This window comes from Streptomyces sp. NPDC001544, assembly GCF_042894285.1.
Lineage (GTDB): Bacteria > Actinomycetota > Actinomycetes > Streptomycetales > Streptomycetaceae > Streptomyces.
This window is the reverse complement of the sequence record NZ_JBIAVN010000007.1, coordinates 247,724-274,433: the sequence shown is the minus strand read 5'-3', so window position 1 is coordinate 274,433 and position 26,710 is coordinate 247,724. Positions and strand designations below refer to the sequence as shown.

General features: G+C 70.0%; 26 protein-coding genes and 1 pseudogene. 14 read left to right on the top strand and 13 right to left on the bottom strand.

Going from position 1 to position 26,710, the window contains the following annotated elements:
* The first annotated feature begins 74 nt into the window (after positions 1 to 74).
* From ACFY0F_RS20630 to ACFY0F_RS20605, 6 genes are all read left to right on the top strand, one after another.
* A complete protein-coding gene (locus ACFY0F_RS20630; RefSeq protein ID WP_030645371.1) occupies positions 75 to 242 on the top strand; it encodes a hypothetical protein in 168 nt (55 codons plus the stop codon).
* The gene (locus tag ACFY0F_RS20625) at positions 239 to 646 is read left to right on the top strand and encodes an Asp23/Gls24 family envelope stress response protein (protein WP_388795914.1); all 408 of its coding nucleotides are present in this window, start codon (positions 239 to 241) and stop codon (positions 644 to 646) included. Before ACFY0F_RS20630 ends, ACFY0F_RS20625 begins: the two co-directional genes overlap by 4 nt.
* A 112-nt stretch (positions 647 to 758) precedes the next feature.
* Entirely contained in the window at positions 759 to 1,385 is a 627-nt protein-coding gene (locus ACFY0F_RS20620) for a DUF6286 domain-containing protein (protein WP_388795911.1), read from the top strand.
* 28 nt (positions 1,386 to 1,413) lie between these two features.
* Positions 1,414 to 2,034 carry an alkaline shock response membrane anchor protein AmaP gene (locus ACFY0F_RS20615; protein ID WP_388795908.1) on the top strand — a complete coding sequence of 207 codons (621 nt, stop codon included), beginning with the start codon at positions 1,414 to 1,416 and terminating at the stop codon, positions 2,032 to 2,034.
* A gap of 85 nt (positions 2,035 to 2,119) precedes the next feature.
* Complete coding sequence (locus tag ACFY0F_RS20610; RefSeq protein ID WP_099054839.1) at positions 2,120 to 2,275, top strand: DUF6131 family protein; 156 nt, start codon at positions 2,120 to 2,122, stop codon at positions 2,273 to 2,275.
* 350 nt (positions 2,276 to 2,625) lie between these two features.
* Positions 2,626 to 3,867: a PP2C family protein-serine/threonine phosphatase gene (locus ACFY0F_RS20605; protein ID WP_388795905.1), complete on the top strand. Its 1,242-nt coding sequence runs from the start codon at positions 2,626 to 2,628 to the stop codon at positions 3,865 to 3,867.
* A gap of 108 nt (positions 3,868 to 3,975) precedes the next feature.
* Here the strand turns inward: ACFY0F_RS20605 and ACFY0F_RS20600 are convergent, their stop codons facing one another.
* Positions 3,976 to 4,536, bottom strand: a complete 561-nt coding sequence (locus ACFY0F_RS20600) for a DUF5994 family protein (RefSeq protein ID WP_107461328.1) — start codon at positions 4,534 to 4,536, stop codon at positions 3,976 to 3,978.
* A 344-nt stretch (positions 4,537 to 4,880) separates the two neighbouring features.
* On the opposite strand from ACFY0F_RS20600, the gene ACFY0F_RS20595 reads away from it, so the two are divergent.
* From ACFY0F_RS20595 to ACFY0F_RS20585, 3 genes are all read left to right on the top strand, one after another.
* Positions 4,881 to 5,573, top strand: a complete 693-nt coding sequence (locus ACFY0F_RS20595; protein ID WP_107461326.1) for a DUF5994 family protein — start codon at positions 4,881 to 4,883, stop codon at positions 5,571 to 5,573.
* A 124-nt stretch (positions 5,574 to 5,697) separates the two neighbouring features.
* Positions 5,698 to 6,561 carry a slipin family protein gene (locus ACFY0F_RS20590; RefSeq protein WP_350834317.1) on the top strand — a complete coding sequence of 288 codons (864 nt, stop codon included), beginning with the start codon at positions 5,698 to 5,700 and terminating at the stop codon, positions 6,559 to 6,561.
* A 119-nt stretch (positions 6,562 to 6,680) separates the two neighbouring features.
* Positions 6,681 to 7,949: an ATP-binding protein gene (locus ACFY0F_RS20585; protein ID WP_388795901.1), complete on the top strand. Its 1,269-nt coding sequence runs from the start codon at positions 6,681 to 6,683 to the stop codon at positions 7,947 to 7,949.
* 38 nt (positions 7,950 to 7,987) lie between these two features.
* Here the strand turns inward: ACFY0F_RS20585 and ACFY0F_RS20580 are convergent, their stop codons facing one another.
* The 4 genes from ACFY0F_RS20580 to ACFY0F_RS20565 form a co-directional block, all read right to left on the bottom strand.
* Complete coding sequence (locus ACFY0F_RS20580) at positions 7,988 to 8,473, bottom strand: DUF5994 family protein (RefSeq protein ID WP_353757244.1); 486 nt, start codon at positions 8,471 to 8,473, stop codon at positions 7,988 to 7,990.
* A 285-nt stretch (positions 8,474 to 8,758) separates the two neighbouring features.
* The gene (locus ACFY0F_RS20575) at positions 8,759 to 9,031 is read right to left on the bottom strand and encodes a hypothetical protein (RefSeq protein WP_053707538.1); all 273 of its coding nucleotides are present in this window, start codon (positions 9,029 to 9,031) and stop codon (positions 8,759 to 8,761) included.
* Positions 9,032 to 9,292: 261 nt separating this feature from the next.
* Entirely contained in the window at positions 9,293 to 9,835 is a 543-nt protein-coding gene (locus ACFY0F_RS20570; protein ID WP_353757245.1) for a DUF5994 family protein, read from the bottom strand.
* Positions 9,836 to 10,024: 189 nt separating this feature from the next.
* Complete coding sequence (locus ACFY0F_RS20565; protein WP_388795896.1) at positions 10,025 to 11,002, bottom strand: magnesium transporter CorA family protein; 978 nt, start codon at positions 11,000 to 11,002, stop codon at positions 10,025 to 10,027.
* Positions 11,003 to 11,257: 255 nt separating this feature from the next.
* Between ACFY0F_RS20565 and ACFY0F_RS20560 the strand changes: the two genes are divergently transcribed.
* A complete protein-coding gene (locus ACFY0F_RS20560; RefSeq protein ID WP_388795893.1) occupies positions 11,258 to 12,310 on the top strand; it encodes a fatty acid desaturase family protein in 1,053 nt (350 codons plus the stop codon).
* Positions 12,311 to 12,941: 631 nt separating this feature from the next.
* Here ACFY0F_RS20560 and ACFY0F_RS20555 read toward each other — a convergent pair.
* From ACFY0F_RS20555 to ACFY0F_RS20545, 3 genes are all read right to left on the bottom strand, one after another.
* The gene (locus tag ACFY0F_RS20555) at positions 12,942 to 13,832 is read right to left on the bottom strand and encodes an alpha/beta fold hydrolase (protein ID WP_388795890.1); all 891 of its coding nucleotides are present in this window, start codon (positions 13,830 to 13,832) and stop codon (positions 12,942 to 12,944) included.
* Positions 13,833 to 13,924: 92 nt separating this feature from the next.
* Positions 13,925 to 14,929, bottom strand: coding sequence for an NADP-dependent oxidoreductase (locus ACFY0F_RS20550; protein WP_030645400.1), 1,005 nt, complete (start codon positions 14,927 to 14,929; stop codon positions 13,925 to 13,927).
* Positions 14,930 to 15,056: 127 nt separating this feature from the next.
* On the bottom strand, positions 15,057 to 15,743 hold the full coding sequence (locus tag ACFY0F_RS20545; protein ID WP_030645402.1) for an SDR family oxidoreductase: 687 nt from the start codon (positions 15,741 to 15,743) through the stop codon (positions 15,057 to 15,059).
* A 110-nt stretch (positions 15,744 to 15,853) separates the two neighbouring features.
* On the opposite strand from ACFY0F_RS20545, the gene ACFY0F_RS20540 reads away from it, so the two are divergent.
* The 4 genes and pseudogenes from ACFY0F_RS20540 to ACFY0F_RS20525 all read left to right on the top strand — a co-directional run bounded on the left by ACFY0F_RS20540 (position 15,854) and on the right by ACFY0F_RS20525 (position 19,584).
* Positions 15,854 to 16,414, top strand: coding sequence for a TetR/AcrR family transcriptional regulator (locus ACFY0F_RS20540; RefSeq protein WP_030645405.1), 561 nt, complete (start codon positions 15,854 to 15,856; stop codon positions 16,412 to 16,414).
* 154 nt (positions 16,415 to 16,568) lie between these two features.
* A pseudogene (locus tag ACFY0F_RS20535) lies at positions 16,569 to 16,871 on the top strand (helix-turn-helix domain-containing protein); the annotation flags it as partial.
* A 280-nt stretch (positions 16,872 to 17,151) separates the two neighbouring features.
* Positions 17,152 to 17,550 (top strand): transposase, encoded by a 399-nt coding sequence (locus tag ACFY0F_RS20530; RefSeq protein ID WP_388795885.1) that lies wholly within the window; start codon positions 17,152 to 17,154, stop codon positions 17,548 to 17,550.
* A gap of 327 nt (positions 17,551 to 17,877) precedes the next feature.
* The gene (locus tag ACFY0F_RS20525; protein WP_388795882.1) at positions 17,878 to 19,584 is read left to right on the top strand and encodes a SpoIIE family protein phosphatase; all 1,707 of its coding nucleotides are present in this window, start codon (positions 17,878 to 17,880) and stop codon (positions 19,582 to 19,584) included.
* A 506-nt stretch (positions 19,585 to 20,090) separates the two neighbouring features.
* Here the strand turns inward: ACFY0F_RS20525 and ACFY0F_RS20520 are convergent.
* The 5 genes from ACFY0F_RS20520 to ACFY0F_RS20500 form a co-directional block, all read right to left on the bottom strand.
* Positions 20,091 to 21,119 carry an IS110 family transposase gene (locus ACFY0F_RS20520; protein ID WP_388795879.1) on the bottom strand — a complete coding sequence of 343 codons (1,029 nt, stop codon included), beginning with the start codon at positions 21,117 to 21,119 and terminating at the stop codon, positions 20,091 to 20,093.
* A 254-nt stretch (positions 21,120 to 21,373) separates the two neighbouring features.
* Complete coding sequence (locus ACFY0F_RS20515; RefSeq protein WP_388795876.1) at positions 21,374 to 22,471, bottom strand: IS110 family transposase; 1,098 nt, start codon at positions 22,469 to 22,471, stop codon at positions 21,374 to 21,376.
* 984 nt (positions 22,472 to 23,455) lie between these two features.
* A complete protein-coding gene (locus tag ACFY0F_RS20510; protein ID WP_388795873.1) occupies positions 23,456 to 24,727 on the bottom strand; it encodes a hypothetical protein in 1,272 nt (423 codons plus the stop codon).
* A 38-nt stretch (positions 24,728 to 24,765) separates the two neighbouring features.
* Positions 24,766 to 26,034, bottom strand: a complete 1,269-nt coding sequence (locus ACFY0F_RS20505; protein ID WP_388795870.1) for a sensor histidine kinase — start codon at positions 26,032 to 26,034, stop codon at positions 24,766 to 24,768.
* A complete protein-coding gene (locus ACFY0F_RS20500; RefSeq protein WP_388795867.1) occupies positions 26,025 to 26,678 on the bottom strand; it encodes a response regulator transcription factor in 654 nt (217 codons plus the stop codon). The genes ACFY0F_RS20505 and ACFY0F_RS20500 overlap by 10 nt, the downstream gene beginning before the upstream one ends.
* Between the last annotated feature and the right edge of the window lie 32 nt (positions 26,679 to 26,710).

Genomic DNA, 26,710 nt, shown 5'->3' with positions numbered 1-26,710 from the left:
GAGCACCGCCGTGTCCTCGGGCACGAGCGGATGATCACGGCGGGAGGGACACTCGCGAGACGGGTGAGTGCGAGATGAACACAGCAACGACGGGACTCGCGGCCGGTATGGCCCTCGGCTTCGCCGGCTACTTCGGCGGCTTCTGGGCGTTTCTGCTGGTGCTGGTCCTGGGCGCGGCGGGGCTGATCGTCGGCCTCGTCGTACAGGGCGACCTGGACCTCCGGACACGGAGGCAGCGGTGAAGACCCGGCCCGGTTCCCCCGGTGAGGGGTCGGGCCCGCCGGCGCCGGCCGCCGGGCTGCCGCCCCCGGCCGAGCGGGGCGCCACCGTCATCCCCGACAGGGTGGTCGCCCGTATCGCCGCGCAGGCCGCGCGCGCGGCGCAGTCGCGGCGCGCCGCCGTACCGCCCGATCGGGGCGGACCTGCGGCACCCCGCGCCTCCGCCGCCGTCCGTACCGGATCGGTGCGCCTGCATCTGACCATGGACCTGCCCTACCCCACCGACATCCCCCGTGTCTGCGAGCGGATCCAGCGGGACGTCGCCGAACGGGTCGCCCAGCTGACCGGGCTGCGGGTGGGAGAGGTCCTCCTCACCGTCCGGCGGCTGGTGACCGCCGCCGACTCGAGCCGGGGGCGGGTCCGGTGAGCGGCCGGGCGGCCCGGGTCACCGGGCACGCCGTGCAGGAAGGGCGATCGCGATGACATCCGGTCCACGTCCCCCGGGCCGCGGCTCCGAGTCGACCACGCACCCTGCCGCGGTGCCCCTGGCGAAGGAGCCCGACCCTCCCGAACGCGACGTGTCCACCTCCGACCTCACAGCCGGTGAGCGCGAAGGAGGACACCGAACACATCGCAAGTGGTCCGCGCGCCGCATCACGGCGGCGCTGGTCGCCGCGGTGATCCTCGTGGCCGCGGTCGCGACGCTCGTCGACGTCATCGCCGTACGGGCGGGACGTCCGGCGGCGGCCTGGCGACGACACCTGGCCGACGAACTGGCCACCCGCCCGGTGGACGACGTGTGGATGCTGACGGGAGCCGCCGTGGCCGCCGCCGTCGGCGTCTGGCTGATCGTCCTGGCCCTCACCCCCGGTCAACGCCGTTGGCTGCCCCTGCGCTCACCCGCCGGCTGCCCGCGCTTGCGGGCCTTCGTGGACCGCGACGGAGCCGCCGTCCTGCTGCGCGACGCCGCCATGCGGGTCCCCGGAGTCGGCGCGGCGCACGTCCTGGTGGGCCGCCACCGCATCAAAGCCCGCGCGGACGTCCGCTTCCGCGAGCCCCGACAGGTGAAGGACGACCTCACCGCCGTCCTCGACGAGGAGCGCGACCGGCTCGCCCTCGCCCGTCCTCTCCGCATCGCCGTACGGACGCGGCGACGCACCCGCTGACACAAGACCCGCAGCACCGGAGCCCGCCATGACGCCGCGATCCGCTCTCAACCGCACCCTGCTGGCCCTCGCCGGGCTGGTCCTCCTCGGCGGCGGACTGCTCATCCTCTTCGCCGGGCTCGACCTCTACAGGCGGCACGATCTGGCCCCGCCCGCCGGCTGGCCCCTGACCACCCCGGCCGACGTCCTGCTCGGCTCCGCCGACCGGGCCCGCTGGAGCAGCCAGGGCTGGTGGTGGTGGCCCGCGGTCATCGCCGCCCTCGTCCTCACCGCCCTCCTCGCCCTGTGGTGGCTGCTCGCCCAGCTGAGCCGACACCGCCCCGGCTCACTGCCCGTCGGCGGCACACCCCCGCAGGAAGGCGTCGAACTGCGCGACCGCGCACTCAGCGAAGCGATCGCGAACGAAGCCGGTGCCCTGCCAGGGGTAGGCCATGCGGCCGTAGTCATCACCGGCCGACCGGCCCGCCACCGCACCCGCACCCGCACCCGCACCGACCTCACCCTCACCCCCGAGGGCACGCCCGGCGCCACTCTCGGTGCCCTGTGCGAAGGCCCGATCGGCACCGCGCGTCGGTCCACCGGCCTCATCGACATGCCCGCCGAGGTCCGCCTACAGGTCAGCCGCCACGGACCACACCGTGTGGAGTAAGGAGGAGATCGGCCGTTCCCGCCGACGCCCTTGCGGCCCATAGCAGTTCGCGGGCGCGCCGGCACCACCCCCCGAAGGAGACATCATGATCATCCTGGGCGTCATTCTGCTCGTCGTCGGCTTCCTCACCGGCCTGTCCATCCTGTGGACCATCGGGATCATCCTGCTGGTCGTCGGAGCCATCCTGTGGATCCTCGGCGCGATGGGACACGCCGTCGCCGGTCGACGCCACTACTGGTAGGCGGGATCATTGCCCTGCAGGGCAGTGATCCATGCTGCGGGCAGGCCGGCAGACGGCGCGGACCCCACCAAGATGTTCGCGGCGGCGGACGACGACGGCGAAGAGGTCGATCCGCCTGAGGCCGCCGCCGGTGCCGGCCAGCCGCCGCGGCTCGGACGCGGGGCGCCCGGTGGCCGTTGTGCCGGTCCTCGCCGCACGAGCGCACGGCCGACTCGTTGGGGAGTCGGTGGATCGGCCCCCACGGTCCGGGCGGAAGTTCCCCACCGCGTCGGCCGGTGAGTCTCCGTCGGGAGTTCGTATGCACAGCACCTTCGTGAGGATCCGCCCGAACGTCCCCCGGGGCCACGGCGATGACGGGCGGTGAGCGGCAAGGACCCGCGGAAGGCTCCACCCGGTCGGAGCACTTCGGGGAGGAGTTTCTGGGAGTCCTGCTGGACCAGGGGCACGAGTTGCCGCCGCACCAGCTCGGTCCGCTCGTCGCACGGCAGATCGGCAGGCTCGACGGCCGCGAGACCTCTATCTTCCTGCAGGACTACGGCCAGGTGTGGCTCGTCCCCCTGCCGGGCGACGGGCTGGCGGCCGGGGAACCGCAGCCGATCGACGGCTCCGACGCCGGACGCGCCTTCCGGGAAGCGCGTCCCGTCGAGGTTTCGCAGGCCGACGGTGTGCGGGTCTACCTTCCCCTGCTGGACGGTGGAGACCAGGTGGGAGTGATGGCCGTCACCCTGGACCACCTCCAGGACGACGAGCGACGGCTGCTGCGCAGGCTCGCCTCACTCGTGGCCGACATGCTGGTGACCAAGCACGGTTACACCGATCGGTTCTTCCGGCTGCGGCGCAGAGAACCGATGAGTGTGGCGGCGGAGATCCAGTGGTCGCTGCTGCCACCGCTGGCGATGTCCACGCCCCGGGTCGAGCTGGCCGGGATGCTGGAACCCGCCTACGACGTGGCCGGCGACAGCTTCGACTACGCCCTCAACGGCGATGTCCTGCATGTGGCCATGGTCGACGCGATGGGCCACGGACTGGACGCCGCCACGATGGCCACGGTGGTCATCGGAGCCTACCGGCATGCCCGGCGCATCAGCGTCGGCCTGTCGGAGATCTATACGTTCATGGACCGGGCCGTCGCCGATCAGTTCGGCCCCGACCACTTCGTGACCGCTCAGATGATGCGGCTCAACACGGCAACGGGCAGGCTTCAGTGGGTCAACGCCGGACATCCCGCTCCTCTGTTGATCCGTGGACACCGTGTCGTACGACGGCTGCAGGGCCCGACGACGCTGCCCGTCGGCTTCGGCGGTCACGAGCCCCGGATCAGTGAAGTGGCTCTCATCCCCGGCGACCGGATCCTGTGCTTCACCGACGGACTGATAGAGGAGCGCGATGTCGGCGGTGAGGAATTCAGTGAGGAGCAGCTCATCGGGTGGGTGAACCGCCTTGAGCCCACGGCGCAGCAGATCCGGACGGTGGCGCGCTCCCTCTCCCACACGCTGCAACGGGCGCGGGGCGGGATCACGACGGACGATGCGACGCTCCTGCTGATCGAATGGCGCGGGAGCGCCACCGACGACCTCGCCCTCCCGGAGTGAGCCGGCCTCCCGCCCCCAGGGAAAGGCCGACGGCACGCAGCCTTTCCCCCACCGCCGATCTCTCACACTCCTGCTGCCGCGGTGGGCACGTGACGGGTGACCGGTCCGTCAGGAGTGCGTGAGGCGGGGGTGGGGGGCGTCGTGTCCGCCTTCGGAGTCCCAGACCGCCTCCCGGAGCGAGTCCGAGTAGGCCGCTGCCTCTGCCGCGGCCCGGAAACGTTCGGCCTCATGGATCAGGCCGCTCGCCGTGAGGCTCCGCGACGGGTCGGTGGCCGTGGCCATGAGCCGGGCTGCGGTGGCCGGGGCTGTCTCCGGTGGGATCACCAGCAGGTCCCAGCGGCCGAAGGTGTGGGACAGCAGCAACAGCTTGTGCGGGTCCTGCCCGGCGTTGGACCAGCCGACGCGCACCATGTGGCCGTGCGCGGGCACTTCACCCGGGATGACCGGCCACAACGTGCGGCTCACCGCTATCCGGGTGATCCGCCCCCACAGCGGGTCGAGACATTCGACGAGCGCCGGGAGCTCCTCCGTCAGGTTGCGCGAACGGGGCCACCAGGCACCGTCGATCAGGGCCGGAGGGGCGCCGGCCCGCGCCAGCGTGAGTCGGAGCGGTGACGAAGAAGGGGCCCGGTCTCCGACTGCGGGTGTGAACGGAATGGTCGCGGTCATGACGCGGACCCAACCCCGGGCCGGTCACGGCCGGCCCGGTTGCCATGAATCGCCGAGAACGACCCGGCGTGGAAGCCGGTGTACGAGATGCTCTCGGTAATCACCAGGATACTCCTCGCCGAGGCCCGGCGGACTGGCGGGGAGTGACGGGCTGAACGGAACAACACACGTCACAGAGCCAGGGGAGTGCTGGGCCGGGGCATGCGGGCCGTCGGGCGTGAGACCGGTCCGGGAGCCGGCATACGAAGGGCCCCGGCGCCCTCGGCCCACTGCCGCCGGTATCGACAGCCGCTTCACCGAATGCGGCGGCGTCTCCACAACCGCCCCGGCGTGTGCGGAGTACCGTGGACAGCACCGAGGGCATTTCGCACACCGGCTTCCACGCCGGGTCGTTCTCGGCGAGAGACGAAACCCGGGGCGCCGCCAAGGCGGCCCGGAGACGGGTCCGCATCATGTCGGCGACCTTGCACCAACTCCTGCCACACCACGAGCCCGTCGCAGCCCCGGCCGTGCGTCTCGCGCTGAAGACCGACGGCCCGTCGCGCGGCCTCCTGGACGGTGCCTGGTGGCCCCGCTCCCGAGACCTGCTGAGCGAGCTGCCCGCACTGACCGATGTGCTGGACCCTCTGTGGGGCCGCATCACCCGCATCGCCGTCAACCCGAAGTACTGGCCGGTCATCCCGCACGAGATCCCCGTGGGCGGTCATGTCGTCAAGGTCGGATGGTTCACCCCGGAGATCGACCCGCACAAGCTGCTGCTGCTCTCCTACGGCACCGGCCGCTGGGACCTGCTGGTCATCCCGCCCGAGACCGAGACGGAGTCGGCGGCCCGCCTGATGGCGGCCGCGTCCGACTACGACGGCCCACCGCTGACCGCAAGCGCTCTCATCGCCGCGGACGAGACCCGGCACGCCGTCTCCGCCGCCGACCGGCCACTCGAACCGGACGAGGCAGGGAAGCACGAGGAGGACGGCCCCGCCTCAGCGGCCGTTCCGGCACGGACGGATCGCGCCAGTCGCCTGGTCATCGGCATGTGAGACGGCCGCCACGACCGGTGCCTTCACGGGTTTCGGACCTGCCTCACGAGCCGGCGCAGGCACATGCAGGGGTCTCGACCGGCGAGTCTCCGCCCCACGTGGTCCTCGTCCCGAGGAGCAGTACATGCAAGCCCTGATCGTTCTCATCGTCGTGATCGGTCTTCTGGCCGTCCTGGCCCTCGCCCTGTCCGTGAAGGTCGTCAAGCAGTACGAGAAGGGAGTGCTGTTCCGCTTCGGCCGACTCGCCGGAACACGCTCCCCGGGACTGCGGTTCATCATCCCGTTCGTCGACGCCCTGCACCGGGTGTCGCTGCGGGTCGTCACCATGCCGATCCAGTCCCAGGGCATCATCACCCGGGACAACGTGAGCGTGGACGTGTCGGCGGTCGCCTACTTCCGGGTCGTCGACGCCGTGAAGTCGGTCGTCGCCGTGGAGAACGTCAACGCGGCGATCAACCAGATCGCCCAGACCACCCTGCGGAAGGTCGTCGGCCGGCACACGCTCGACGAGACGCTGTCGGAGACGGACCGTATCAACCTGGACATCCGCCAGATCCTGGACGTCACCACCGTCGACTGGGGTGTGCAGGTCACCCTGGTCGAGCTCAAGGACATCCAGCTGCCCGACACCATGAAGCGCGCCATGGCCCGCCAGGCCGAGGCCGAGCGGGAGAAGCGAGCGAAGATCATCAACGCGGAGGGCGAGTCCCTGGCCGCAGCCGCGCTCGGCGACGCCTCGGACACCATGATGGCCCACCCCCTGGCGCTTCAACTGCGCAATCTCCAGAGCCTGGTGGAGATCGGTGTCGACCAGAACACCACCGTCGTCTTCCCGGCCCCCCTCATGAGCACGATCGGCGAGCTCGGCTCCTTCCTCGCCCGGGAAACCGCTGCCGCCGCACCCGCCGCGGCAGCGCCACCGGCCGGCACCGGCCGCACCCACACGTCCCTCAGCCCGGCAGGCAGCGCGCCCGGCACCGCGGCGTGAAGCCGACTACGGCCCGAGCGATCCGTGGCGCCAGGGAGGATTCGTGACCGTCGCCTGTCGCGCGCATCCTCCGGGCACCGGCTGATGATGGGGGTACGGCCGAACACGCGGAGCTGATCATGACGGGTTGGCGGGTCAGGGACTACACCCAGGACGATCTCGAAGCGGTGATCCGTGTCGACATGCAGAGCGGCACGACCGAGGAGCCGCCGCTCTTCCCGCTCTCGGACGCCGTGACGGCCCTCCAGACCCGCCACCCGGCCGTGGTGGCCACGGCCGACGACGTGCTGATCGGCGCCGCGGTGAGCAGGGTGGAGGGCGAACGGGCATGGATCCTGCGCATCTGCATGGCGCCCGGCTGGCGGCAGCGCGGGCTGGGCAGTGCCCTGATCACCGCCCTTGAGCAACGGCTCTTCGCCGCCGGCGTCCGCGCGGTGCACGCCGCCCTGCCCGAGGGCGAGACCGGTGCCACCGCCCTGCGCAACTGCGACTTCGGCGCCCGCCCCGGGCTGGTCTTCTTCGAGAAACGCGGACCGGTGACCCCGCAGTCGGCCGGCACGCTGTCCTCGCTCGGAGCGGAGCTGCCGCCAGGGGGGCTGTGGCAGAAGGTCGCGGGCATGCAACGGGAGAAGCAGCTCATCGAGCGGCGCCTGGTCCTGCCGCTGGCCCATCCCGAACTGGCCGCCCAGCACGGAGTGGAACTGCCACGGGCGGTGATGCTGTTCGGCCCGCCCGGGACCGGCAAGAGCACGTTCGCGCACGCGATCGCCAGCCGCCTGGGATGGCCCTTCCTCGAACTGTTCCCCGCCCGTCTGGCCGCCGAGTACGGCCTGGCGACCGGGCTGAACCGGCGCTTCGACGAGATCGCCCGGCTCGACCACGTCCTCGTCTTCATCGACGAGGTCGAGGAGGTCGCCGGCGAACGCGGCGGCGCGGACGCGACCGCTGTCGGCGTCGTCAACGAACTACTCAAAGCGATCGTCCGGTTCCGAAGCCAGGACGGACGGCTGCTCGTCTGCGCCACGAACAACGTGACCACGCTCGACTCCGCGTTCCTGCGGCACGGCCGCTTCGACTACGTGCTGCCGATCGGCCCTCCCGACCACACCGCCAGGACCGCGCTGTGGGAGAGCTACCTGGCCCGAGCAGGCGCACGGGCCGACAGCGCGGTACTCGCGTCCGCCAGCGAGGGGTTCACCCCCGCCGACATCGCCCACGCGGCGCGCACCGTCTCCCAGGCCCAGTTCGAGCGCACCTTCGACACCGGAACCCGGACCACCCCCACCACCGACGACTACCTGGACACGATCCGCGACACCAAGCCCACGGTCAGCGCCGCCATGGCCCAGGAATTCGCACGGCACACGGAGGAGTTCGCCCGCATCTAGCGTCCAGGCCGATGGAGAGTCGATCTGCGACGGACGGCTCAGGCCGGCGTAGGTGGCGTGTCGCTGCCCGTTTCGATGAGGATCTGCCTGGCCTCGGTGACGTTGTCGGCCCGTGCGGCCCTGGCCATCGCGGCGCGTGCCGCATCGGGCGACGTGTCCGGAGGGACCAGCAACAGAGAGAAAAGGTCCCCTTCGCCTCGGGTGATGAGAACGGTGTCGTCACCGACCGGGAAGGAGTCGATGTGCACGACCCGGTCGTCGACCATCACCCGGGTCGGCAGTCCGTCCCAGGCACTGCCGTCCAGACCGACCCGGGTGACAGGTCCGAGGTGCTCGGTCAACGCGGAGATCAGCGAGGGCAGCTCCGCACCGATGTTCCGGGACCGCGGCCACCATGCGCCGTCCAGGATTCCCTCGCGTGCGTGTGTCGTCTCCAGCCGCAGCAGGGCCGTCCCGGGATACACCGACCGGTGGACGGCGTCCGGCAGGAGCCTGGGGAGGTCGGGGGTGTCTGAGTCGGCCATGGTGTCCGCCCGTCCGCAGTGAGCAGTGCGACCGCAGGGCGTGCTACCACGATACGACCCTGCTACCTCACGGTACTCCGCACGAACGGTCCCGCGAGCGCTTCGCCGCGGGGCGCGGTTGCGGAAACAGGCAACGGCTCCGGCGTATACCCGCCGGAGCCGCCCTTCCGGGTCATCGCACGTGAGCGTGCGCCGACCCGCTTTCCAGGGTACGTCAAAGGGATTAATCCGCCATAAGCAATCCTTGCGAGGGTTCACCTCGGTCCGAGAAGCCGACGCGGCCGCTCAGCCACGCCCTTCCTCTTCCGTCTCCATCTGCCTGATCCCCTGGTGCGTCAGCGTGATCATCGCGGGCGTGTTGCCCCTCCCCCAGTCCACGACGACCCAGCCTTCGCCCGCCAGGTACATGCAGGCAGCGGCCATGTCCTGCTCAGGGATACCGAGGTCCGTGCGGAGCTTCGCCCCATCGACGCCCAGGAGGCGATTGCCCTCGGCAGCTCGGTAGAGAGCCTGCATGATCCTCTCGCGATACGTCTTCCGGTCTCGCAATATCGCCATCACGCGCCTTCCTCTACTGCCCACCGTCGGGCCGAAGTCGATGTCATCCGCGGTCGCCGTCGCGGTGGGGCGCGTCGGAACGGGCGCGTCCACCGCCGGCCGACGGTGCCTCCGGGGCCGACGCCCGATCCCCGGCAGAACATCGCTGTAGTGGAAGGCAGCGATCCGTTCGGCGTGCTGGCCGTTGAGCTGATGGATCAGAACGACTCCGACAGCGATCAGGACGAGCAGCACGGCCACGGCGATGACGAGCATGGGATCTCACCTCCGCCGACCGGCGGGCGAAGGCCCTGCCGAGCCGATGGGCCGGGGCCGGGGCCGGGACGACGGGTCACCTGCTCCGCCGTCGGCCTCCCAGGCTTCTTCCCTGTTTCGTGCATCGATCCTGTCTGCTGCTTGCTCCCGGGCCGAGGCATCGACGCCGTCGCCGGCCATCAGCTGCGCGGCAACATCCGCACCGGTTTCCGGCGGAATCACCAGCACGTCCCGGCGGCCGTCAGCGGAGAAAAGAGTGAGTCTGTGGGGGTCCTGCTCCTCGGTGGACCAGCCCACCTGCACGGTGCGCCCGGCGTAGGACACCCAATGCGGCAGGACGGGCCAGTAGGCCGGGTGCACGGTGACACCCGTGATACGACCCCAGAGATCACCCAATGCGGCCGTCAACGACGGCAGCTCACGGGTGAAGGCACGGGAGTGAGGCCACCACATACCGTCCAGCCCGCCCGGCGCGGGCGTCAGGGACAGCCGGGCGGGCTGCGGCGACGCACCTCTGCTCGATGTCGTACGGTCAATGGTCACGGCCATGGCGCGAACCTGTCCCCGGGCTCGTGGGTGCGGCCCGGCGCTGTCGATCATCGGGAACGGCACCCGCAGCTGAGCCGGTGCGCGAAGAACTCCCGGTGTCTTCACACTACTCCGCTCACCGGTCCGAAAAGCCCGGGATGACCAGGCAGTTTTCTGCCGTCGGGGCCTGGTCGCCGGTGCCGGTGCCGGTCAGAGCCAGTCCTTGCGCTTGAACGTCAGATACAGCAATGCGGACAGGAGCACGATGACGGCGGCGGAGGTGACGAATCCCGACTCGCGGCCGAAACCGGGATAGGGGAGGTTCTGGCCGTAGTAGCCGGTGATCGCGGTGGGTACGGCGATGATCGCGGCCCAGCTCGTCACCTTCTTCATGATCAGGTTCATGCGGTTGGCCTGGACCGAGAGGTTCGTCTCCATGACCGAGGCCACCAGGTCCCGCAGTGATTCCGTCCACTCGGTCGCACGCAGCACGTGGTCGTAGACGTCCTGGTAGTACGGGACGAGAGGGTCGGTGATCAGGTGCAGGCCGGGGCGCATGAGCCCGTTGACCACCTCGCGCATCGGAAGCACGACGCGGCGCAGCCGGACGAGCGACTTACGCAGCGCGAAGACCCGGCGCTGCACGGCTTCGATCTCACGGCGCCCAGCCGCGAAGAGCAGGCCCTCCAGCTCCTCGATGCCGTCGTCCAGTTGCTGGACGGCGGCGAAGTGTCCGTCCACAAGATGGTCGAGCAGGCCGTGCAGCAGGAATCCGACGCCGTGGCCGGCCAGGTCCGGGCTCTCGTCCCAGCGGGCGACGACGTCCTCGATGTCGAGGCCGTCGTCCTTGCGGACGGTGATCATGGCCTGGCCGGTGAGGAATACGGCGATCTCGCTGTACGTCAGCTGCGCACCGTCCGGGCTGACGGTCACGGCATAGGCGCTGAGGAACTCGTGGGTGCGATAGCGGTCGAGTTTCGGCCGCTGTCCACGCTGGGCGGCATCCTCCAGAGCCAGTTCGTGGATGCCGAACTCCTGACCGAGCATGGTGAGTTCAGCGGCTCCGGGCCGGTGCAGGTCCAGCCACAGGACCGACGCCGGATCAGCGAGATGCGCAGGGACGTCACCGACGGGAAAGTCCTCCAGGACGAGAGTGCCGTCGTGATACAGCCGGGTACGCGTCACCATGACCCGAGGCTAGTGTCTTATATCCCTTCCATGCCGCTTCGCCCCGATTGCCAGCGCGGCAGGTTCATCGACAGCAGTCACCCTCCGGGGAGGATCTCACGACGTCAAAGCCCGGCGACATCCGCAGGCTCCGGCCAACAAGCACCGGGGTGCCGGTCCGAAGGCAGGGATGTGGGTACCCGGCTGCCGCATCGCATCCGGCGTACACCGCACGACCGGATGCGGCCCGTCAGCCGGGAAGGACACACCGACAGCATGACCACGCACACCCCGCCCCGTCGCCCGCCACCTCCCGCAGGCGGCAGTGATTTCGCCCGCCTGTCCAAGAAGATCGCCGAGGCCGGCCTGATGAACCGGCGCCCGGCCTACTACACCGTCCGCTCCGTCGCCGTGGCCGTCGCCTACGCCGGGGGCTGGTGCGCGTTCGTCGTCATCGGCGCCGGCTGGTGGACTCTAGCGGTCGCCGCGTTCCTCGCCGTGATGTTCGGGCAGGTCGCTCTGCTCGCCCACGACGTCGCCCACCGCCAGGTCTTCCGCCGGCGCCGGCCCAGCGAGACGGCCGGCCGCATCGCCGGGGCCGCGATCGGGATGGGCTATGGATGGTGGCAGGACAAACACACCCGCCACCACGCCAACCCCAACCACGAGGGCCTCGACCCCGACATCACCCCCGACCTGCTGGTGTGGTCCCAGGACCAGGCCCGCGCCGCGACCGGACTGCCGAGGCTCCTCAGCCGCCGGCAGGCGTTCCTCTTCTTTCCCCTGCTCCTGCTCGAAGGGGTCAACCTGCACGTCTCCAGCGCGCGAGCACTGAACAACCGCGCCCTGAAGAACCGCGCCCTGGACGGCACGCTGCTCTACGGGCACACCGCCGCCTACCTGACGGCAGTGTTCCTCGTCCTCCCGCCCGGCATGGCGATCGCGTTCCTGGCCGTCCATCAGTGCCTGTTCGGCCTCTACCTCGGTTGTCTGTTCGCCCCCAACCACAAGGGCATGCCGATCCTGACCGGCAAGGACCGCCCCGACTTCCTGCGCCGTCAGGTCCTCACCGCACGCAACGTACGCGGCAGCTGGTTCACCGACCTCGCCCTGGGCGGCCTGAACCACCAGATCGAACACCACCTGTTCCCCAGCATGCCCAGCCCCCACCTGCGCAGGGCCCGGCCCATCGTCCGCCGCTACTGCCAGGACCTGGGAGTCGACTACCTGGAAACCGGACTGATCGCCTCCTACCGGCAAGCACTCGCCAGCCTCCACCGAGCAGGAGCGCCACTGCGGCGAGCCCGTATCGGCAGCGCCCCAGCATGACGCACCGGCGCCGGCGGCGTACTCCAGAGCCCTGTCCCGGTGCCCGGCTGCAGTGATCCGGTGAAACGCAACTGCCGGAACAGCCCCGTCGGCTTCCCGGCGGGGCTGCGCCGCCTCACGGCTCCCCTTGAGGTGGCTGCTAACGCGGTCGCGCGAGCGCGGCCACCAGGCGGTGCAGCAGGGCCGGTGCGGAACCGGTGGGAGCGAGCGTGAGGCGAAGGACGGGGCGAACCCGCCTTCGGGTGAAGCCGGGCGGGAGATGGTCGCAGTCATGACGCGAACCCTGCCTCGGGCCGACCGGAACCGGCCCGGCGTATTGGATCACCGAGAACTACACAGACATGAAGGCCGATGTTCGAAGGGTCCTCGGTAACTCCAGCGTACTTCTGGGCAGTACGACTCAGTGGTCTGCGTCGTAAGTCTTTCGGGGGTTGACTTCGCGGCTGGGCGTCGGCGGGCTTGTGGCCAGGTGACGGGGCGGATCTGGCATGCGATGCCGAGGGCATTCTCGGGTGCCGATGGGAATGCCGGCGTACAGGAGGTGTCTGATCGGGGGAGGCTGGCTCGCCCGGGCCCGCCTTGTCCCGGGCGCGCCTGGGGCCGAGGCGGCGGAGGGATGTGGCGTCAGGAGTCAGGCGACGGGCTGTGCTTCGAGGAATGCGAGGGCTCTGGCCACGAACTCGTTGTGGAACTGGAAGATCCCGCCGTGTCCGGCGTCCGGGTAGAGGGGGACGAGTTCGCTCCGGGGCAGGCGTGCGGCGAGGTCGAGGGTGTTCTCGCTCGGCACCATCCGGTCGCTCTCGCCGTTGGCCACCAGGACTGGCTGGTGGATGCGCGACAGGTCCGCGGGCGCCTGCAGGCCCCATCGGTGGATGGCCTTGAGCTGGGCGCGGAACGACGTCAGCGAGATGGCCCTGTCGCGGTCGCTGGTGCGTTCCTTCAGCCGTTTGAGGAAGGCGCGTGCTTCGCGTCGGCCGTGTTCGGTGTCGGTGAAGAAGAGGAACTGCTTGGGGTCCTTGCGGGTCAGGAAGCCCTTCAGGATGTCCCGGAGGGTCAGTGCGGTGACCTTGTCGATGCCCGGGCCTCCGGCGGGGCCGGTGCCCGCGAGGACGACCCTGCGCACCAGCTGCGGTTCCTCGGCTGCGATGACCTGGGCGATGAAGCCGCCCATCGACAGGCCGAGCAGGTCGACCTGCTGGAAGCCCAGGGCTCGGATGAACAGCACTGCGTCGCGGGCCATCGCTTCGATGGTGTCGGGGGTGGAGCCGCCCGACGCGCCGACTCCGCGGTTGTCGAAGGCGATCACCTGGCGCCGGGCGGCGAGTCCGTCGACGACGCGGGGGTCCCAGTTGTCCAGGACAGCGGTCAGGTGGTGGAGCAGGATCAGTGGTACGCCGTCTCCTTCCGAGCCGAGCTGGCGGTAGACGAAGTCGACGCCGCGCACGGACACCGAACGGGTCGGTGCATCTTTGTACGTCGACGGGGCGGGCCTGGGGGTGGGGGACCTGCGCGGTGCGCTCATGATCGGTTCCTGGGGTGTGGAGGGTAGGGGTGGTGGGGTGTGGGATCCTCTCGCCGCCCGGGACCTGGCGGTGGAGCGGCGGGGGCTGGTGCTCACACCGTCGCGATGACGACCTTGCCGGCCTTGGCGCGTCCCTTCTCGGCGTACTCCATGGCTTCGCGGCCCTGCTCGAAGGGGAAGACACAGTCGACGACGGGGCGGATCTTCCCGGCGTCGACGAGCCGGGTGATCTCGCGCAGCTGCTCGCCGTCGGCCTTCATGAACAGGAAGGAGTACGTCACGCCCTGGCGCTTGGCGTGGCGCCGGGTCGTGAAGCTCAGCGCGTTCATCGCCTGGCGCAGGACCGGGTTCGCGCCCAGCTCGCGGGCGAAGTCAGCGTCGGGGGGCCCGGCGATGCTGATGACCTTCCCACCGGGCTTGAGGATGCGCAGGGACTTCTCCAGGGTCTTGCCGCCGAGGGTGTCCAGGACGACGTCGTAGCCGTCCAGGACGTCCTCGAAGTCCTGGGTGCGGTAGTCGATGACGACGTCCGCGCCGAGCTCCTTGGACAGGGCGGTATTGGCCGCGCTCGCGGTAGTGGCCACGTGTGCGCCCAGGTGCCTGGCCAGTTGGAGGGCGATGGTGCCCACCCCGCCGGAGCCCGCGTGGATGAGGACCTTCTGGCCCGGCCGGACCCGTGCCTTCTCGACCAGCGCCTGCCATGAGGTGAGGGCGACCAGGGGAAGGGAGGCGGCCTCCGCCATGGTGAGGGTGGCCGGCTTGTGGGCCAGGTCGTCCTGGTGGACGGCGATGAGTTCGGCGAAGGTGCCGATGCGGTCCTTGTCGGGCCGCGCGTAGACCTCGTCGCCCACCGCGAAGCGGGTGACGGCCGAGCCGACCTTGACCACCACTCCAGCGAGATCGTTGCCCAGGATGAGAGGCAGGCGGTACGGGAGGATCCGCTTGAAGGCACCGTCGCGGATCTTGAAGTCCAGCGGGTTGACGCTCGCCGCGTGGATCTTGACCAGCACGTCGTCGGCGCCCGGCTTCGGATCGGGCAGCTCGGCGGCGCGCACCGCGGACTGGTCACCGTACTTCTCGATCAGGTACGCCTTCATCATCATCTCCGTTTTCCGCCCGCAGGGGGACGGGGTCTCCGCTCGCTCCAGGCTTGCCCCGGTACGAGGTACTTTCTTGTCTGCACTGCTGGTTCAGAGGGCTCCGCGCCGATGCGGCGGGGGCGCCTCACCCCGCATTCGGCGCGGCGGCCAGGCCCTGCTTCACGTGCCGGGTGACGTCGTCGGCGAGGACCTCGGGCAGGCCCGTCTCGATGCCTGACAGAGCCTGGGCGGCGACCTCGGCCGGGTCGGCCTTCTGCTCGGCGGGAACGCTGGCGGCCATGTCGGTGTCCATGTATCCGACGTGCAGCGCCGTCACGGCGATGCCGCGGGGCACCAGCTCCTCCCGGACCGCACCGGTCAGCGCCCAGGCGGCGGCCTTCGCCGCGGCGTAGGAGCCGAGGCCGGCCGGGTGCAGCCAGGACAGGACGGACAGCACGTTGAGCACGGCGCCGCCACCGTTGGACTCGATGACCGGGGCGAAGGCCCGGGTCACGGCGAGCGGGCCGAAGAAGTTCACCTCCATCTCCAGGCGCACCGCTTCCAAGCCGCCCGCGATCAGCGGCGTGCCGGTGGAGATGCCGGCGTTGTTCACCAGCAGCGTCGCGTCAGAGGCGGTGCGGGCCGCCTCCCGGATCGACTCCGCGTCCGTCAGGTCGAGCCGCAGCGGGACGGCCCCGGGCAGGTCCACCGTCTCGGGGCGGCGGGCCGCCGCGTACACCTTGGCCCCGCGCGCCATGAGCTGGGCGGCCAGATGCCGCCCGAGCCCCCGGTTGGCGCCGGTGACCACCGCGACCGCGTCCTTCAGTTCCATGAGCACTCCCAGCGTTGAGCACGGCGACGACCGCACGATAGATTGCATCCGTCATCTAAATCTCAGCCTAGAATAGATTTCGCTCGACATCCAACTGGGAGGGGTGACCGATGGGCCGCGTATCGCAGGCACAGGCACAGGAGAACCGCCGACGGGTCGTGGAGACCGCCTCTCGGCTGCTTCGGGAAGAGGGCACCCGCCTGAGCGTCGCCGACCTCATGAAGTCGGCCGGCCTGACCCACGGCGGCTTCTACAAGCAGTTCGCCTCCAAGGAGGCCCTCATCGACGAAGCCACCGCCCACGCGTTCGCCGAACTCGCCCAGCACCACAAGGACGGGCTCGATCAGTACGCCGGGCAGCGCGACGCCGCCCAGCGGGCGCTGATCGACGCCTACCTCTCCGTCGAACACCGCGACAGCCCGGCTGACGGCTGCCCCGCCGCCGCACTCGCCACCGACATGGCCCGCGACGGCGGAGAGACCGAGGCCCACCGCGTCTACAGCCAGGGGGTGGGCGACTTCGCCGACTTCCTCGCCACCGAGGACCAGGACGGCATCACCCGGCTGTGCACCATGCTCGGCGCACTCGTCCTGTCCCGAGCCACCAACGGCACCCCGCTCTCCGACGAGATCCTCACCGCCGCACGCACGGCACTGATCGGCACCAACTGACCACAGAGACGGTGCAGGGCGGCACGCCGCAGGAAGGGCGCGCTTCTTTGCACCCCGTCGCCATCCACTTCTCGTGCACGGCTCTCCCGCGTTGCATCGCACCGCCGCATGCCCGATCGTCCTGACGGCCTCCGAGCGTGAGCGGCTGAAGAAGATGGCCTACGGCCACAAGACAGAGCACCGGCTGCGCCAGCGCGCCCAGGTCGTCTTGTACGCGGCTCGGGGCCGCTCCAACGCGCGCATCGCCCGCGAGACCGGGCTGCAGGTGGAGACCGTCCGCACCTGGCGCGACCGTTTCGCCGGGAACCGGCTGCCCGCCCTGTCCGACCGCAAGCGTTCCGGGCGTCCCGCTTCCTTCGCCCCGTTACAGAGGGCCAAGGTCAAGGCGCTGGCCTGTCAACTGCCCGCGGAGAGCGGCACGCCACTGTCCCGCCGGTCGGCCTCGGAGCTGGCCCGCGAGGTCATCGCCCGCGCCATCGTCGACACAATCTCCGCTTCCACAGTGCGACGCTGGCTCGTCCAGGACGCGATCAAACCCTGGCAACACCGGTCCTGGATCTTCATCAGCGACCCCGGCTTCCGGCTCAAGGCAGCCCGTGTCCTTGCCCTGTACACCCGCGCCTGGGACGGCGAGCCGCTCGGCGCAGACGAGTATGTGATCAGCACGGACGAGAAGACCTCCATCCAGGCCCGCTGCCGCTGTCACCCCACCCCTCGCCCCCGGGCAGGCCAGGGCGGTGCGGGTCAACCACACCTACGGGCGCGGCAAAGCACTGGCCTACCTGGCCGCCTACGAAGTCCACCAGGCCAAGGTGTTCGGCCGCTGCGAGCCGACCACCGGCATCGGCCCGTTCATGAACCTGGTCACCCAGGTCATGAGCCAAGAACCCTACGCCAGCGCGAAACGCGTGTTCTGGATCGTCGACAACGGCTCCTCCCACCGCGGCAAGGCCGCAACAGCCCGGCTGACCACTGGGTTCTCGAACGCGGTACTGGTCCACACCCCCGTGCGCGCCTCTTGGCTGAACCAAGTCGAGGTCTATTTCTCCGCCGTACAGCGCAAGGCCCTCTCGCCCAACGACTTCACCGACCTTTGCCAAGTCGGGAACCGGCTCCGAGCCTTCGAAGACCGCTAGTACGCCACGGCGCAGCCGTTCCAGTGGAAGTTCACCACCTCCGACCTGGACGATCTGCTGGCCAGGCTCGACCGACACGCCGCCGATCGCCCAGAAGAATGCTTGCCCCGACGCGCCGCATGATCAACCCCCGAAGGACTAACGACGAAGACTACTTGGACCGGTCGAGACGAGCCCGTTCCCTGCCGCTCGGGCATAGCGTTGATGCAGGTCGTACCGATCGTTGTCAACTCCGCAGTCGTCGATCCGCTGGTGTGTCGGCCTGCCAACGCGTCCGCGGTTTCCGGCGAGGGTTTGCATGGCTGGAAAGGCGGCATGGTGGAGGACATGGGAGATGAGGGGCGGTGCCGGTCGGTGGCCGAGCCGGATTTCTGGCGGCAGGTCGTCCGACGGCTGGGCACAGCTCTCATCGTGGTGGACCCCACTGGACGGATTCTCGCGGCCAACCCGGCTGCCGAGCGCCTGCTGGGCCGTGCCGCCGCCGCCATGCGGGGCGAGGACGCACACGACCTGCTGCACCGGGACGCGGCCGGCGGCCCGGTGCCCCGGGAGCAGTGCCCACTACTGCGGTCCCTGGCCGAGAGAGCCGAGGCACGGGGGGAGGGTGAGATCTGTCTGCGCGGTGACGGCCGTCTGACCGCGATCTCCTGGTCCGCTTCCCCTCTGAGGGACGACAGCGCCTTCCAGGGCGTGGCCGTGCTGTTGACCGACGCCGCCGGCAACCGCAGCACGCGCCGGGAGCGTGCGGCCTACACGCGGGCTCTGGAGGACCGCACCGAGCGGCTGACGCTGGTGGCGGAGATCACCGACGTGCTGGGTCAGACACTCGAGATCGACGAGGCCCTCGCCCGGCTGGGCCGCCTGCTGGTTCCCCGCCTGGCCGACTGGGCGGCGGTAGACCTGCGGGTCGGTACCGGACAGGTCCACCGTGTGGCGGTGACGGGCCCGGGGGGCCGCCACGCCGCGCAGGAGGACTGGCGCGAGCGCCTGCCCCAGACGGAGGTGGGAAGAGCCCACTCTCCGCTCGTCCAGGTATTGAACGGCGGTGATCCCGTTCTGCAGCGCGAAGCAGACGTCACCGAGTCGGCCGGCTCTGCCCTGGCCGCCGTCCACAGCGGCTTCCTGCGGGCGGTGGGCGCGACATCCGCCCTCACCGTGCCGCTGGGCTCCGCCCGTCAGGTCACCGGCGCCCTGACGCTGGTGCGCACCGCCCCGGAGACCCCCTTCGACACCGACGATCTGAAAGTGGTGGGCGACATCGGCCGCCGGGTCGGCCTGGTCATCGACAACGCCCGCCGGTTCGGCCGCCAGCGTGCCGTCGCCGAGGCCATGCAGCGCAACCTGCTCGCCCCGCTGCCCCGGCTCGGCCGCCTGCAACTGGCCGCCCGCTACCAGCCCGCCCCGGCCGGCTCCCAGGTCGGTGGCGACTGGTACGACGCCTTCGAGCTGAAGGACGGCACGCTCGCGCTGGTCATCGGCGACGTCCTGGGTCACGATCTCACCGCCGCGGCCGGCATGGCACAACTGCACGGCATCCTGCGGTCACTGGCCTGGGACCGCGCCGGCCCACCCGGCGCTGTCGTGGACCGCCTCGACGACGCCCTGCCCGCCATCACCACCGTCCCCATGGCCACCCTCGTCCTCGCCCTGCTCGAAGGCAGCCCGCACACCGGCCCATGGACGCTGCGGTGGACCAGCGCCGGGCATCCGCCGCCCCTCCTGCTGGCCCAGGGCGGACAGGCGCAGTACCTCGAAGCCGGGCAGGGGCTCCTCCTTGGCGCCGGTTCGAGCACCGTCGGCAGCCGACCGAACGCCGCGCAGTCGCTGCCGCCGGGTTCCACCCTGCTGCTCTACACCGACGGCCTGATCGAAATCCCCGGCAGCGACCTCGACACCGGCCTCACCCGTCTGCGCCACCACGCCCTCGCTCTCGCCCACGAACCGCTCGACACCCTGTGCGATCAGCTACTCGGCCGCATGCCACCCGGCAACACCGATGACGTGGCCCTGCTCGCCCTGCGGATGCCGTCCTGAACCATGACGTGGGCAACTACAGGCGTGGACCTCATCTTGCGGAGCGGTCGCGGAGCGTTACCTCCCCCTGGTCGATGACGAGGAGACGGGTTCGCGTGAGACCCGCACGCCTGCCCTTCTTGGTGGAAGGGATCTGGTGTGACGTGGACGCGACCGCTTCCAGTACGTCGGCCGCACGACCACGCACCGAGTTCACCGACGCTCGGTTGGTCGCGTGGGCGCGGTTCGCGATCCGCCCGGCCTCGGAGAGACATGCCGTGCCGTAGACACTCCTCAAAGGCCGATGAGTTTGCAGAAGCGAAGAGTGCCTCCCGCTTGGGCGCGGAGAGTCCCTGGGTGACAGGCTGTGCCTCGGCCGTCAGAGCGGCGGCGTCGCCCCCTCCTTGCTTCGGGTGCTCAGGAGGGGAGAAGCCGGGCACAACGGTGCCCTCGGCGGACGTTGCACGCACCTGTTTGAGAAGCCCCGTCGGACCGCACCGGCGAGGCTTCTCGTCGAACAGACGCCCCTATAGCGTGGGGGTGCGGGGAACCGGTCTGACCAGGTTGAAGACCTCCCGGGCGGCATACCGTTTGAGGCATCGGATGATCTCACGGCGGGTCTTGCCCTCCTGGGTGCGGCGTTCGTAGTACGCCTGGGTGCGCGGGTCGTGGCGCAGGCGGGTGAACACGATGCGGTGCAGGGCGGCGTTCGCCTGGCGGTCGCCGCCGTGGTTGAGCCGGCGCGTGCTCCGCCGGCCCGACGAATACTCGACGGGGCTGACTCCGCAAAGCGCAGCAAAGGACGCCTCGGTGTTCAGCCGCTCGGGATTGTCCCCCATGGTGATCAGGAGAGTGACGGCGCTGTCCGGACCGATGCCCACCGGTACGAGCAACTGTGGGGCATGGTGTTCGACGAACTGGGTCAGGCGTTGGTTCAGCTCATCGATCTGCCCGGTGAGCTGTTCGATGCGCTCGGCGAGCATTCTCAGGGTCATGTGGGTGGCTTGGGCTACCGCGCTCTCGCCGTCCTCGCCATCGTCTGGGCCGAGGCGTCTACAGGTGCGGAACAGCTCGCGGTTGCCCAGTCTGGACAGTCGTTCCCGCAGTGCGGGATCGGCGATGACCAGGACGGCTTTGAGCTGGTTGATCGCCTGGGTACGGGCTTTGACTGCGGAGTCCTTGGCGAGTTTCAGTATCCGGGCGCTGTGCACCGGACCGTCGCCGGACTTGGCCCGGGCTCGGGCGCGACCGCAGAGCACGGCCCGCGCTGCGGCCTGGGCATCGAGCGGGTCGGACTTCCCCAGCAGCCGGCGGGCCGAGCGATCCGGCCGGTTCACCTCGTATACCTCGACCTGCTGCGCCTGCAGGTAGCGGGACAGGCCCGCACCGAAGGTGCCGGTGCCTTCCACACCGGCCCGGCGCACCGTCCCCGCTCTGCGGGCCCATACAAGAAGCTGCCGATAGCCGGCCGCCGTGGCCGGAAACGACTCGGTACCCAGGACCTTCCCCAACGGGGAGATCAGGGCGGCGACATGCACCTCGCCGTGCGTGTCCACGCCCAGGACAACCTCTCTCCGCACGGGAGGGTCCGTGCTCGAGGAGGTGCTGCGCTGTCTGATCGTCATGGTGGTTCGCCTCCCGCGTGGTGACGTGCTGGGTGGATGGCACCGGCCTGCTCGGGCGGTCTGAACCGTGATGGCGCCTGAACTCGGCAAGGCCCCTATCGGGACACGCCCTGTGGCTCGGTGGCAGGCAGCATCCCGCAACGGCAGCCGACAGGTCCGTGACTGGACACTTCGGTCAGACGCCCCTATAACGCAGGGGTGCGGGAAACCGGTCTGACCAGGTTGAAGACCTCGCGGGCTGCGTATCGCTTGAGGCATCGGATGATCTCGCGTCGGGTCTTGCCTTCCTGGGTGCGGCGTTCGTAGTACGCCTGGGTGCGGGCATCGTGGCGCAGCCGGGTGAACACGATGCGGTGCAGGGCGGCGTTGGCCTGCCGGTCGCCGCCGTAGTTGAGCCGGCGCGTGCTCCGTCGGCCGGAGGAGTACTCGATGGGGCTGACTCCGCAAAGGGCAGCAAAGGACGCCTCCGTGTTCAGCCGGTCGGGATTGTCCCCCATGGTGATCAGGAGAGTGACGGCGCTGTCCGGACCGATGCCCACCGGTACGAGCAGCTGTGGGGCGTGACGTTCGACGAGCCGGGTCAGTCGCTGGTTCAGCTCATTGATCTGCCCGGTGAGCTGTTCGATGCGCTCGGCGAGCATGCGCAACGTCAGGTGGGTGGCCTGGGCCGCCGCGTCCTCGTCTCCCCCGCCATCGGGTGGGCTGAGGGTCGCGCAGGTGCGGAACAGCTCGGCGTTGCCCAGGCTCGACAACCGTTCCCGCAGGACGGGGTCGGCGATGACCAGGACGGCTTTGAGTTGGTTGATCGCCTGGGTACGGGCCTTGACCGCGGAGTCCTTGGCGAGCTTGAAGATCCGGGCGCTGTGCGCCGGTCCGTCGCCGGACTTGGCCCGGGCCCGGGCGCGACCGCTGAGCACGGCCCGCGCGGCGGCTTGCGCGTCGAGCGGGTCTGACTTCCCCAGCAGCCAGCGGGCCGAGCGATCCGGCCGGTTCACCTCGTATACCTCGACCTGCTGCGCCAGCAGGAAGCGGGACAGGCCCGCGCCGAAAGTACCGGTGCCCTCCACGCCGGCCCGGCGCACCGTACCCCGCTTGCGGGCCCACACAAGCAGCTGTCGATAGCCGGCCGTCGTTGCCGGAAAGGACTCGGTTCCCAAGACCTTCCCGAGCGGGGAGATCACGGCGGCGACATGCATCTCGCCGTGCGTGTCCACGCCCAGCACGACTTCTCTCCGCACGAGAGGATCTGTACTGGAGAAGGTGCTGCGCTGTCTGGTCGTCATGGTGGTTCGCCTCCCGCGTGGTGGCATGCTGAGTGGACGGCACCGGCCCGCTCGGGCGGTCTGAACCGTGATGGCGCCTGGAACTCGGCAAGGCCCCTATGGGGACACGCCCTGTGGCTCGGTGGCAGGCAGCATCCCGTAGCGGCAGTCGACAGGTCCGTGACTGGACACTTCGGTCATAGATCTCACGAGTCAGACCCCCGTCCGGAACGGCACTGGGCAACCGTCCCATCGATCCCGGTACAACGGCATGACCCGACCACAGCCGAAAGGCTTCTACCGAACCGGTGCTCAACATGGCCCGGACGAGCTGCCCCTGTGTTGACTCTTCGTCTACTCACGACCGGCATTGACGGACAGGCTTGCCGCCCTCCTTACGAGCTGTGGTTCGTCGACCATGGCACGAACGGCCCGAGGCACCGTCCAAGGGGCGGGCCTCGCGCAGCCCGGCGAAGGACTCCTCACTGCCGAGGCGTCTCGGGTTGTCCCCCGTCGAGCAGCTGCGGGCGTGATGTTTCCCGAGTCGGACCGGTCGGCCTTCACTTCCTGCCTGAGTTGCCTGCTTCACATGACCAGCCGGCACGAGGTGATTCGGGTGTCCTGCGACTCCGCCTCTTCACTGTCTTGGTCGTTCTTGCCGTCCTCGGTGAGCCGTGCGCATGAAGGAAATGCTTGTATGGTTCAGCCCGGCCAGTCCTTCCCGCGGGCTCGCGTCGGCACTGACGAGGACAGCCGTCGAAGGCATGGTCGCGGGCCGCCGGCACGGCCAGAACGAAGAGTTGACTGGCCCTCGCCTGTTCGCGCGGTAGGGCCTGCACTCATTCGGCCCACGCCATCCGGTCAGCGACCGCCCCACGCGAGGCTGCGGCCGCGCGTCGGTGTCCGAGGCTCCCCGGCGTATGCCGAGGAATGGCGGTTCTCTGCTCTGCCTCGGCACTCTGAGCCTGCCCGGCCGGGTGGGCCGGCCGGGCGCTGTCCGGCCTGTCAGCCCATGTCCGTCAACAGGGTGTTCAGTTCCTTCTCCTGCTGCGCAGGCGACATCGGCGGGTTCGAGTGGTCGATGCCGAACGTCTTGAGCATCTTGTCCATCTGGGCGTCGATGGAGGTCCAGCCGGTGTTGTCCAGCGGCTGGAGCGATGCCTGATCGGCGTCCCACAGGTCACGCAGCTTCTGGGCGGCCGCGTGGGCCCCGGTCTCGTTCCCCGAGCGTGCGTCCTTGAGCGAGGTGGAGGCGAGGGTCTTCAGCGCGGCGACCTTGGCGGGCGGGAACTTCTTCACCGCCTGGCCGGGAGCCAGCTGGACGGCGGAGGTGTTGTCCTCCTCCGGCGCCGGGCCGACGTGCGGCCGGCCATGGGCCCAGACGAGCAGGCCCGCAGTGGCGACGGCGAGCAGTCCGAAGCCGGCCAGCGCGACGCGCTCCTTGCGCGGGTCGCCGGTGGTGTGTGCGGCGTGGGTCGCCTCGTGGGTCTCGGTCACGTCCGAGCGCGTCACCGTCAGGTAGACCACCGTCGCCAGAATGAGGCCGAGGAAGATCAGGCTGGTGGTGAACGTGCCCAGGTCGAGACCGGTCGGTTCGCCCGGCTGGGCGACCTTGGGGGAGGCGAGCCAGTCGCCGATGTTCGCGCCCAGCGGGCGGGTCAGGATGTAGGCGAGCCAGAAGGACAGCACCGGGTTGGCGCCGAACTTCCACAGCGCGGTGATCGCCGCGATGAGGCCGAGCGGCAGCAGGACCGAGACTCCCGGGCTCCAGCCGGTCAGTTCCAAGGTCCAGTCGCCGGTCGCGGTGCCGAGCGCGAAGGTGACGAGAACGGCGAGCCAGTAGAACGACTCCCGCGGAAGCGTGGTGACCGAGTGGATCGACAGCGTGCGCTCCCGCGCCCACCACACGCCGAAGACCGCCGCGAGCAGCACCGAGAAGACCGCGGAACTGATCCACAGCGGCACGTTCAACTGGTCGGTCAGGATGTCGGTGTACAGGGTGCCCGTGACGCTGACAACGACCACCGTCAGCCAGTAGGGGAACGGGACGTACCGCTTCAGCCGCAGCTGGACGACCAGGACCACCACGAACACCGCGGTGAAGATCCAGGCCGTGTTCACCAGGCCGACGCCGAGCTTCATGTTGATCCAGTCGGCGAAGCTCTCACCGACGGTCGTGCACAGGACCTTGATCACCCAGAACCAGACGGTGACCTCGGGAACCTTGTTGAGCATGAGACGCCCGCTGCGCGCGCGTGCTTCCGTTGCCGTTGTCATGCGAGAAGGTTGACGCGGGGAATCTGCACTTAACCTGACTACGCGGCTGCACGGGCGGCCGGGAGTGTCACCTCGACATGCCCGCGGCCGTCCGCGATCGCGCGGACCTCCACACCGGCCGAGGCGGCGATGCGCCTCACCACCGGCAGCCCCAGCCCGTACCCGCCGCCACCGGTCACCCCCGCTTCGAAGACCCGGTCGACGTCCGCGGGATCGATCCCGGGGCCGTCGTCCAGGACATCGACCACGATGGCCTCGCCCTGGTTGCGCGCGGTGATCCACACCCGGGACTTCGCATGCCGCAGGCCGTTGTCCAGCAGGGGTGACAGCAGCGCCACGGCGACGTCGGCCGCCACGGCGACCTCGACCTTCGGGGGGAAGGCGACCTCGACCGCGCGGCCGGCGATCGCCTGCCGTGCGGCGGAGCGCAGGTCGCACGGGGTCCCCTCGTCCGTCCGTGCGCGGGCGGCGCGCAGCAGCGTCGTGATCGCCGTATCGAGGCGGTCGACCTCGCTCAGCACCGCCTCCGTGGGCACCGGTTCGCCGGACAGCTGCGCCAGCTGTGCCTCGGCCCGCAGGACCGTGAGCGGTGTCCGCAGCTCGTGGGCGATCTCGTCGGTGAGCCGGCGCTCGTCCGCCAGCGCGTTGTCGACGCGCTCCAGGAGGTGGTCCAGGGTCCGCCCCAGTTCCCCGAACTCGTCGCGGGGGACGCCGAGGTTGAAGCGGCGCCCGGGTTCGTGCTGGCCCCAGTCGTCGGCGAGGGCGGCCATCTCGTGGACGACCCGCAGCGCGCGGCGCACCACGAGGTGTGCGACCCCGCCGGCGAGGAGGATCGTGAGGCCGCCCAGTATCAGGGACAAGGTCAGGCTGCGCTGCTCGGATGTCTCGTAGGGCGTGAGGTCCACCCGGGCGATCACCATGACGTGGTGGCCGTCCATCGGGCCCTCCCGCGCGTACAGGAGGTAGTCGCCGGCCGACGCGGTCTGCGAGCGCCCCGAGTCCGCGAGCTCCTCGACGCGACCGACCAGGCTCGGCGGGACGTTTCCGTCGATCAGGCGGCCGTCGGCATACACCCAGGCGACCTCGTCCAGCGCCTCACTGCCGTTCTCCGTAAGTACGACACGGCTGCCTTTGGTGGTGACGTTCGCCGCCACCGCCTCGGCGCGCGCATGCGCCAGATCGTGCGCGTCGGCGTCCGTCACCCGGCTCAGCAGTACGTGCGAGACCACGACCAGGATCGCGACCACGGCGGTGGCGATCAGCACGGTGAGTGCGACGACCCGCTTACGGAATCCCGTCACTGCCATCGGTAGCCCACGCCACGGACGGTCGCCAGCCGCTCGGCCACACCCAGCGAACCGAGCTTCGCCCGCAGCCGGCGCACATAGGAGTCGAGGGTGTTGTCGCTGACCTGCGCCCCGTGCGGCCAGCCGGCAGCGACGAGGGCGTGGCGGCGTACCGCGTCGCCCTGCGAGGCGATCAGGCGGCCCAGCAGCCGGAACTCCGTCGGGGTCAGGCTCATGCTCACCGCATCGTGGGTCACCACGTGCTTCGCCGGATCGAGGACGACCTCGCGCGGTGCGGGCGCCACGGTGGCCCGGCGCAGCAGCGCCCGGACACGGACCAGCAGCTCCGGGATGTCGAAGGGCTTGGTCATGTAGTCGTCGGCGCCGGCCTCGAAGCCGCCCACCTTGTGATGCAGGCCGTCCAAGGCGGTGAGCATCAACACCGGCACGTCGACGCCGCGAGCCCGCAGGGCCAGGCACACGTCTCGGCCGTCGGCGTCCGGGAGACCGAGATCCAGGACGACCAGATGGGGCGCCGGTGAGAGCTGCCGCAGCAGGCTGTCGGCCGTGGCGGCGACGGAGACGGTGTGCCCGTCGTGCTCCAGGGCGCGCTTGAGGACGCCGCGGACCGCCGCGTCGTCTTCACACACCATGATGAAAGCCACGCGCCGACCCTAGATACTCCCGTCCCAGTTCT

What these genes read in the sequence shown, in the direction of transcription:
- ACFY0F_RS20630 (WP_030645371.1), top strand. Translation starts at nt 75, where the DNA reads ATGAACACAGCAACGACGGGACTCGCGGCCGGTATGGCCCTCGGCTTC.
- ACFY0F_RS20615 (WP_388795908.1), top strand. Translation starts at nt 1,414, where the DNA reads ATGACGCCGCGATCCGCTCTCAACCGCACCCTGCTGGCCCTCGCCGGG.
- ACFY0F_RS20610 (WP_099054839.1), top strand. Translation starts at nt 2,120, where the DNA reads ATGATCATCCTGGGCGTCATTCTGCTCGTCGTCGGCTTCCTCACCGGC.
- ACFY0F_RS20605 (WP_388795905.1), top strand. Translation starts at nt 2,626, where the DNA reads ATGACGGGCGGTGAGCGGCAAGGACCCGCGGAAGGCTCCACCCGGTCG.
- ACFY0F_RS20600 (WP_107461328.1), bottom strand. Translation starts at nt 4,536, where the DNA reads ATGACCGCGACCATTCCGTTCACACCCGCAGTCGGAGACCGGGCCCCT.
- ACFY0F_RS20590 (WP_350834317.1), top strand. Translation starts at nt 5,698, where the DNA reads ATGCAAGCCCTGATCGTTCTCATCGTCGTGATCGGTCTTCTGGCCGTC.
- ACFY0F_RS20585 (WP_388795901.1), top strand. Translation starts at nt 6,681, where the DNA reads ATGACGGGTTGGCGGGTCAGGGACTACACCCAGGACGATCTCGAAGCG.
- ACFY0F_RS20580 (WP_353757244.1), bottom strand. Translation starts at nt 8,473, where the DNA reads ATGGCCGACTCAGACACCCCCGACCTCCCCAGGCTCCTGCCGGACGCC.
- ACFY0F_RS20575 (WP_053707538.1), bottom strand. Translation starts at nt 9,031, where the DNA reads ATGGCGATATTGCGAGACCGGAAGACGTATCGCGAGAGGATCATGCAG.
- ACFY0F_RS20570 (WP_353757245.1), bottom strand. Translation starts at nt 9,835, where the DNA reads ATGGCCGTGACCATTGACCGTACGACATCGAGCAGAGGTGCGTCGCCG.
- ACFY0F_RS20565 (WP_388795896.1), bottom strand. Translation starts at nt 11,002, where the DNA reads ATGGTGACGCGTACCCGGCTGTATCACGACGGCACTCTCGTCCTGGAG.
- ACFY0F_RS20560 (WP_388795893.1), top strand. Translation starts at nt 11,258, where the DNA reads ATGACCACGCACACCCCGCCCCGTCGCCCGCCACCTCCCGCAGGCGGC.
- ACFY0F_RS20555 (WP_388795890.1), bottom strand. Translation starts at nt 13,832, where the DNA reads ATGAGCGCACCGCGCAGGTCCCCCACCCCCAGGCCCGCCCCGTCGACG.
- ACFY0F_RS20550 (WP_030645400.1), bottom strand. Translation starts at nt 14,929, where the DNA reads ATGAAGGCGTACCTGATCGAGAAGTACGGTGACCAGTCCGCGGTGCGC.
- ACFY0F_RS20545 (WP_030645402.1), bottom strand. Translation starts at nt 15,743, where the DNA reads ATGGAACTGAAGGACGCGGTCGCGGTGGTCACCGGCGCCAACCGGGGG.
- ACFY0F_RS20540 (WP_030645405.1), top strand. Translation starts at nt 15,854, where the DNA reads ATGGGCCGCGTATCGCAGGCACAGGCACAGGAGAACCGCCGACGGGTC.
- ACFY0F_RS20525 (WP_388795882.1), top strand. Translation starts at nt 17,878, where the DNA reads ATGGGAGATGAGGGGCGGTGCCGGTCGGTGGCCGAGCCGGATTTCTGG.
- ACFY0F_RS20515 (WP_388795876.1), bottom strand. Translation starts at nt 22,471, where the DNA reads ATGACGACCAGACAGCGCAGCACCTTCTCCAGTACAGATCCTCTCGTG.
- ACFY0F_RS20510 (WP_388795873.1), bottom strand. Translation starts at nt 24,727, where the DNA reads ATGACAACGGCAACGGAAGCACGCGCGCGCAGCGGGCGTCTCATGCTC.
- ACFY0F_RS20505 (WP_388795870.1), bottom strand. Translation starts at nt 26,034, where the DNA reads ATGGCAGTGACGGGATTCCGTAAGCGGGTCGTCGCACTCACCGTGCTG.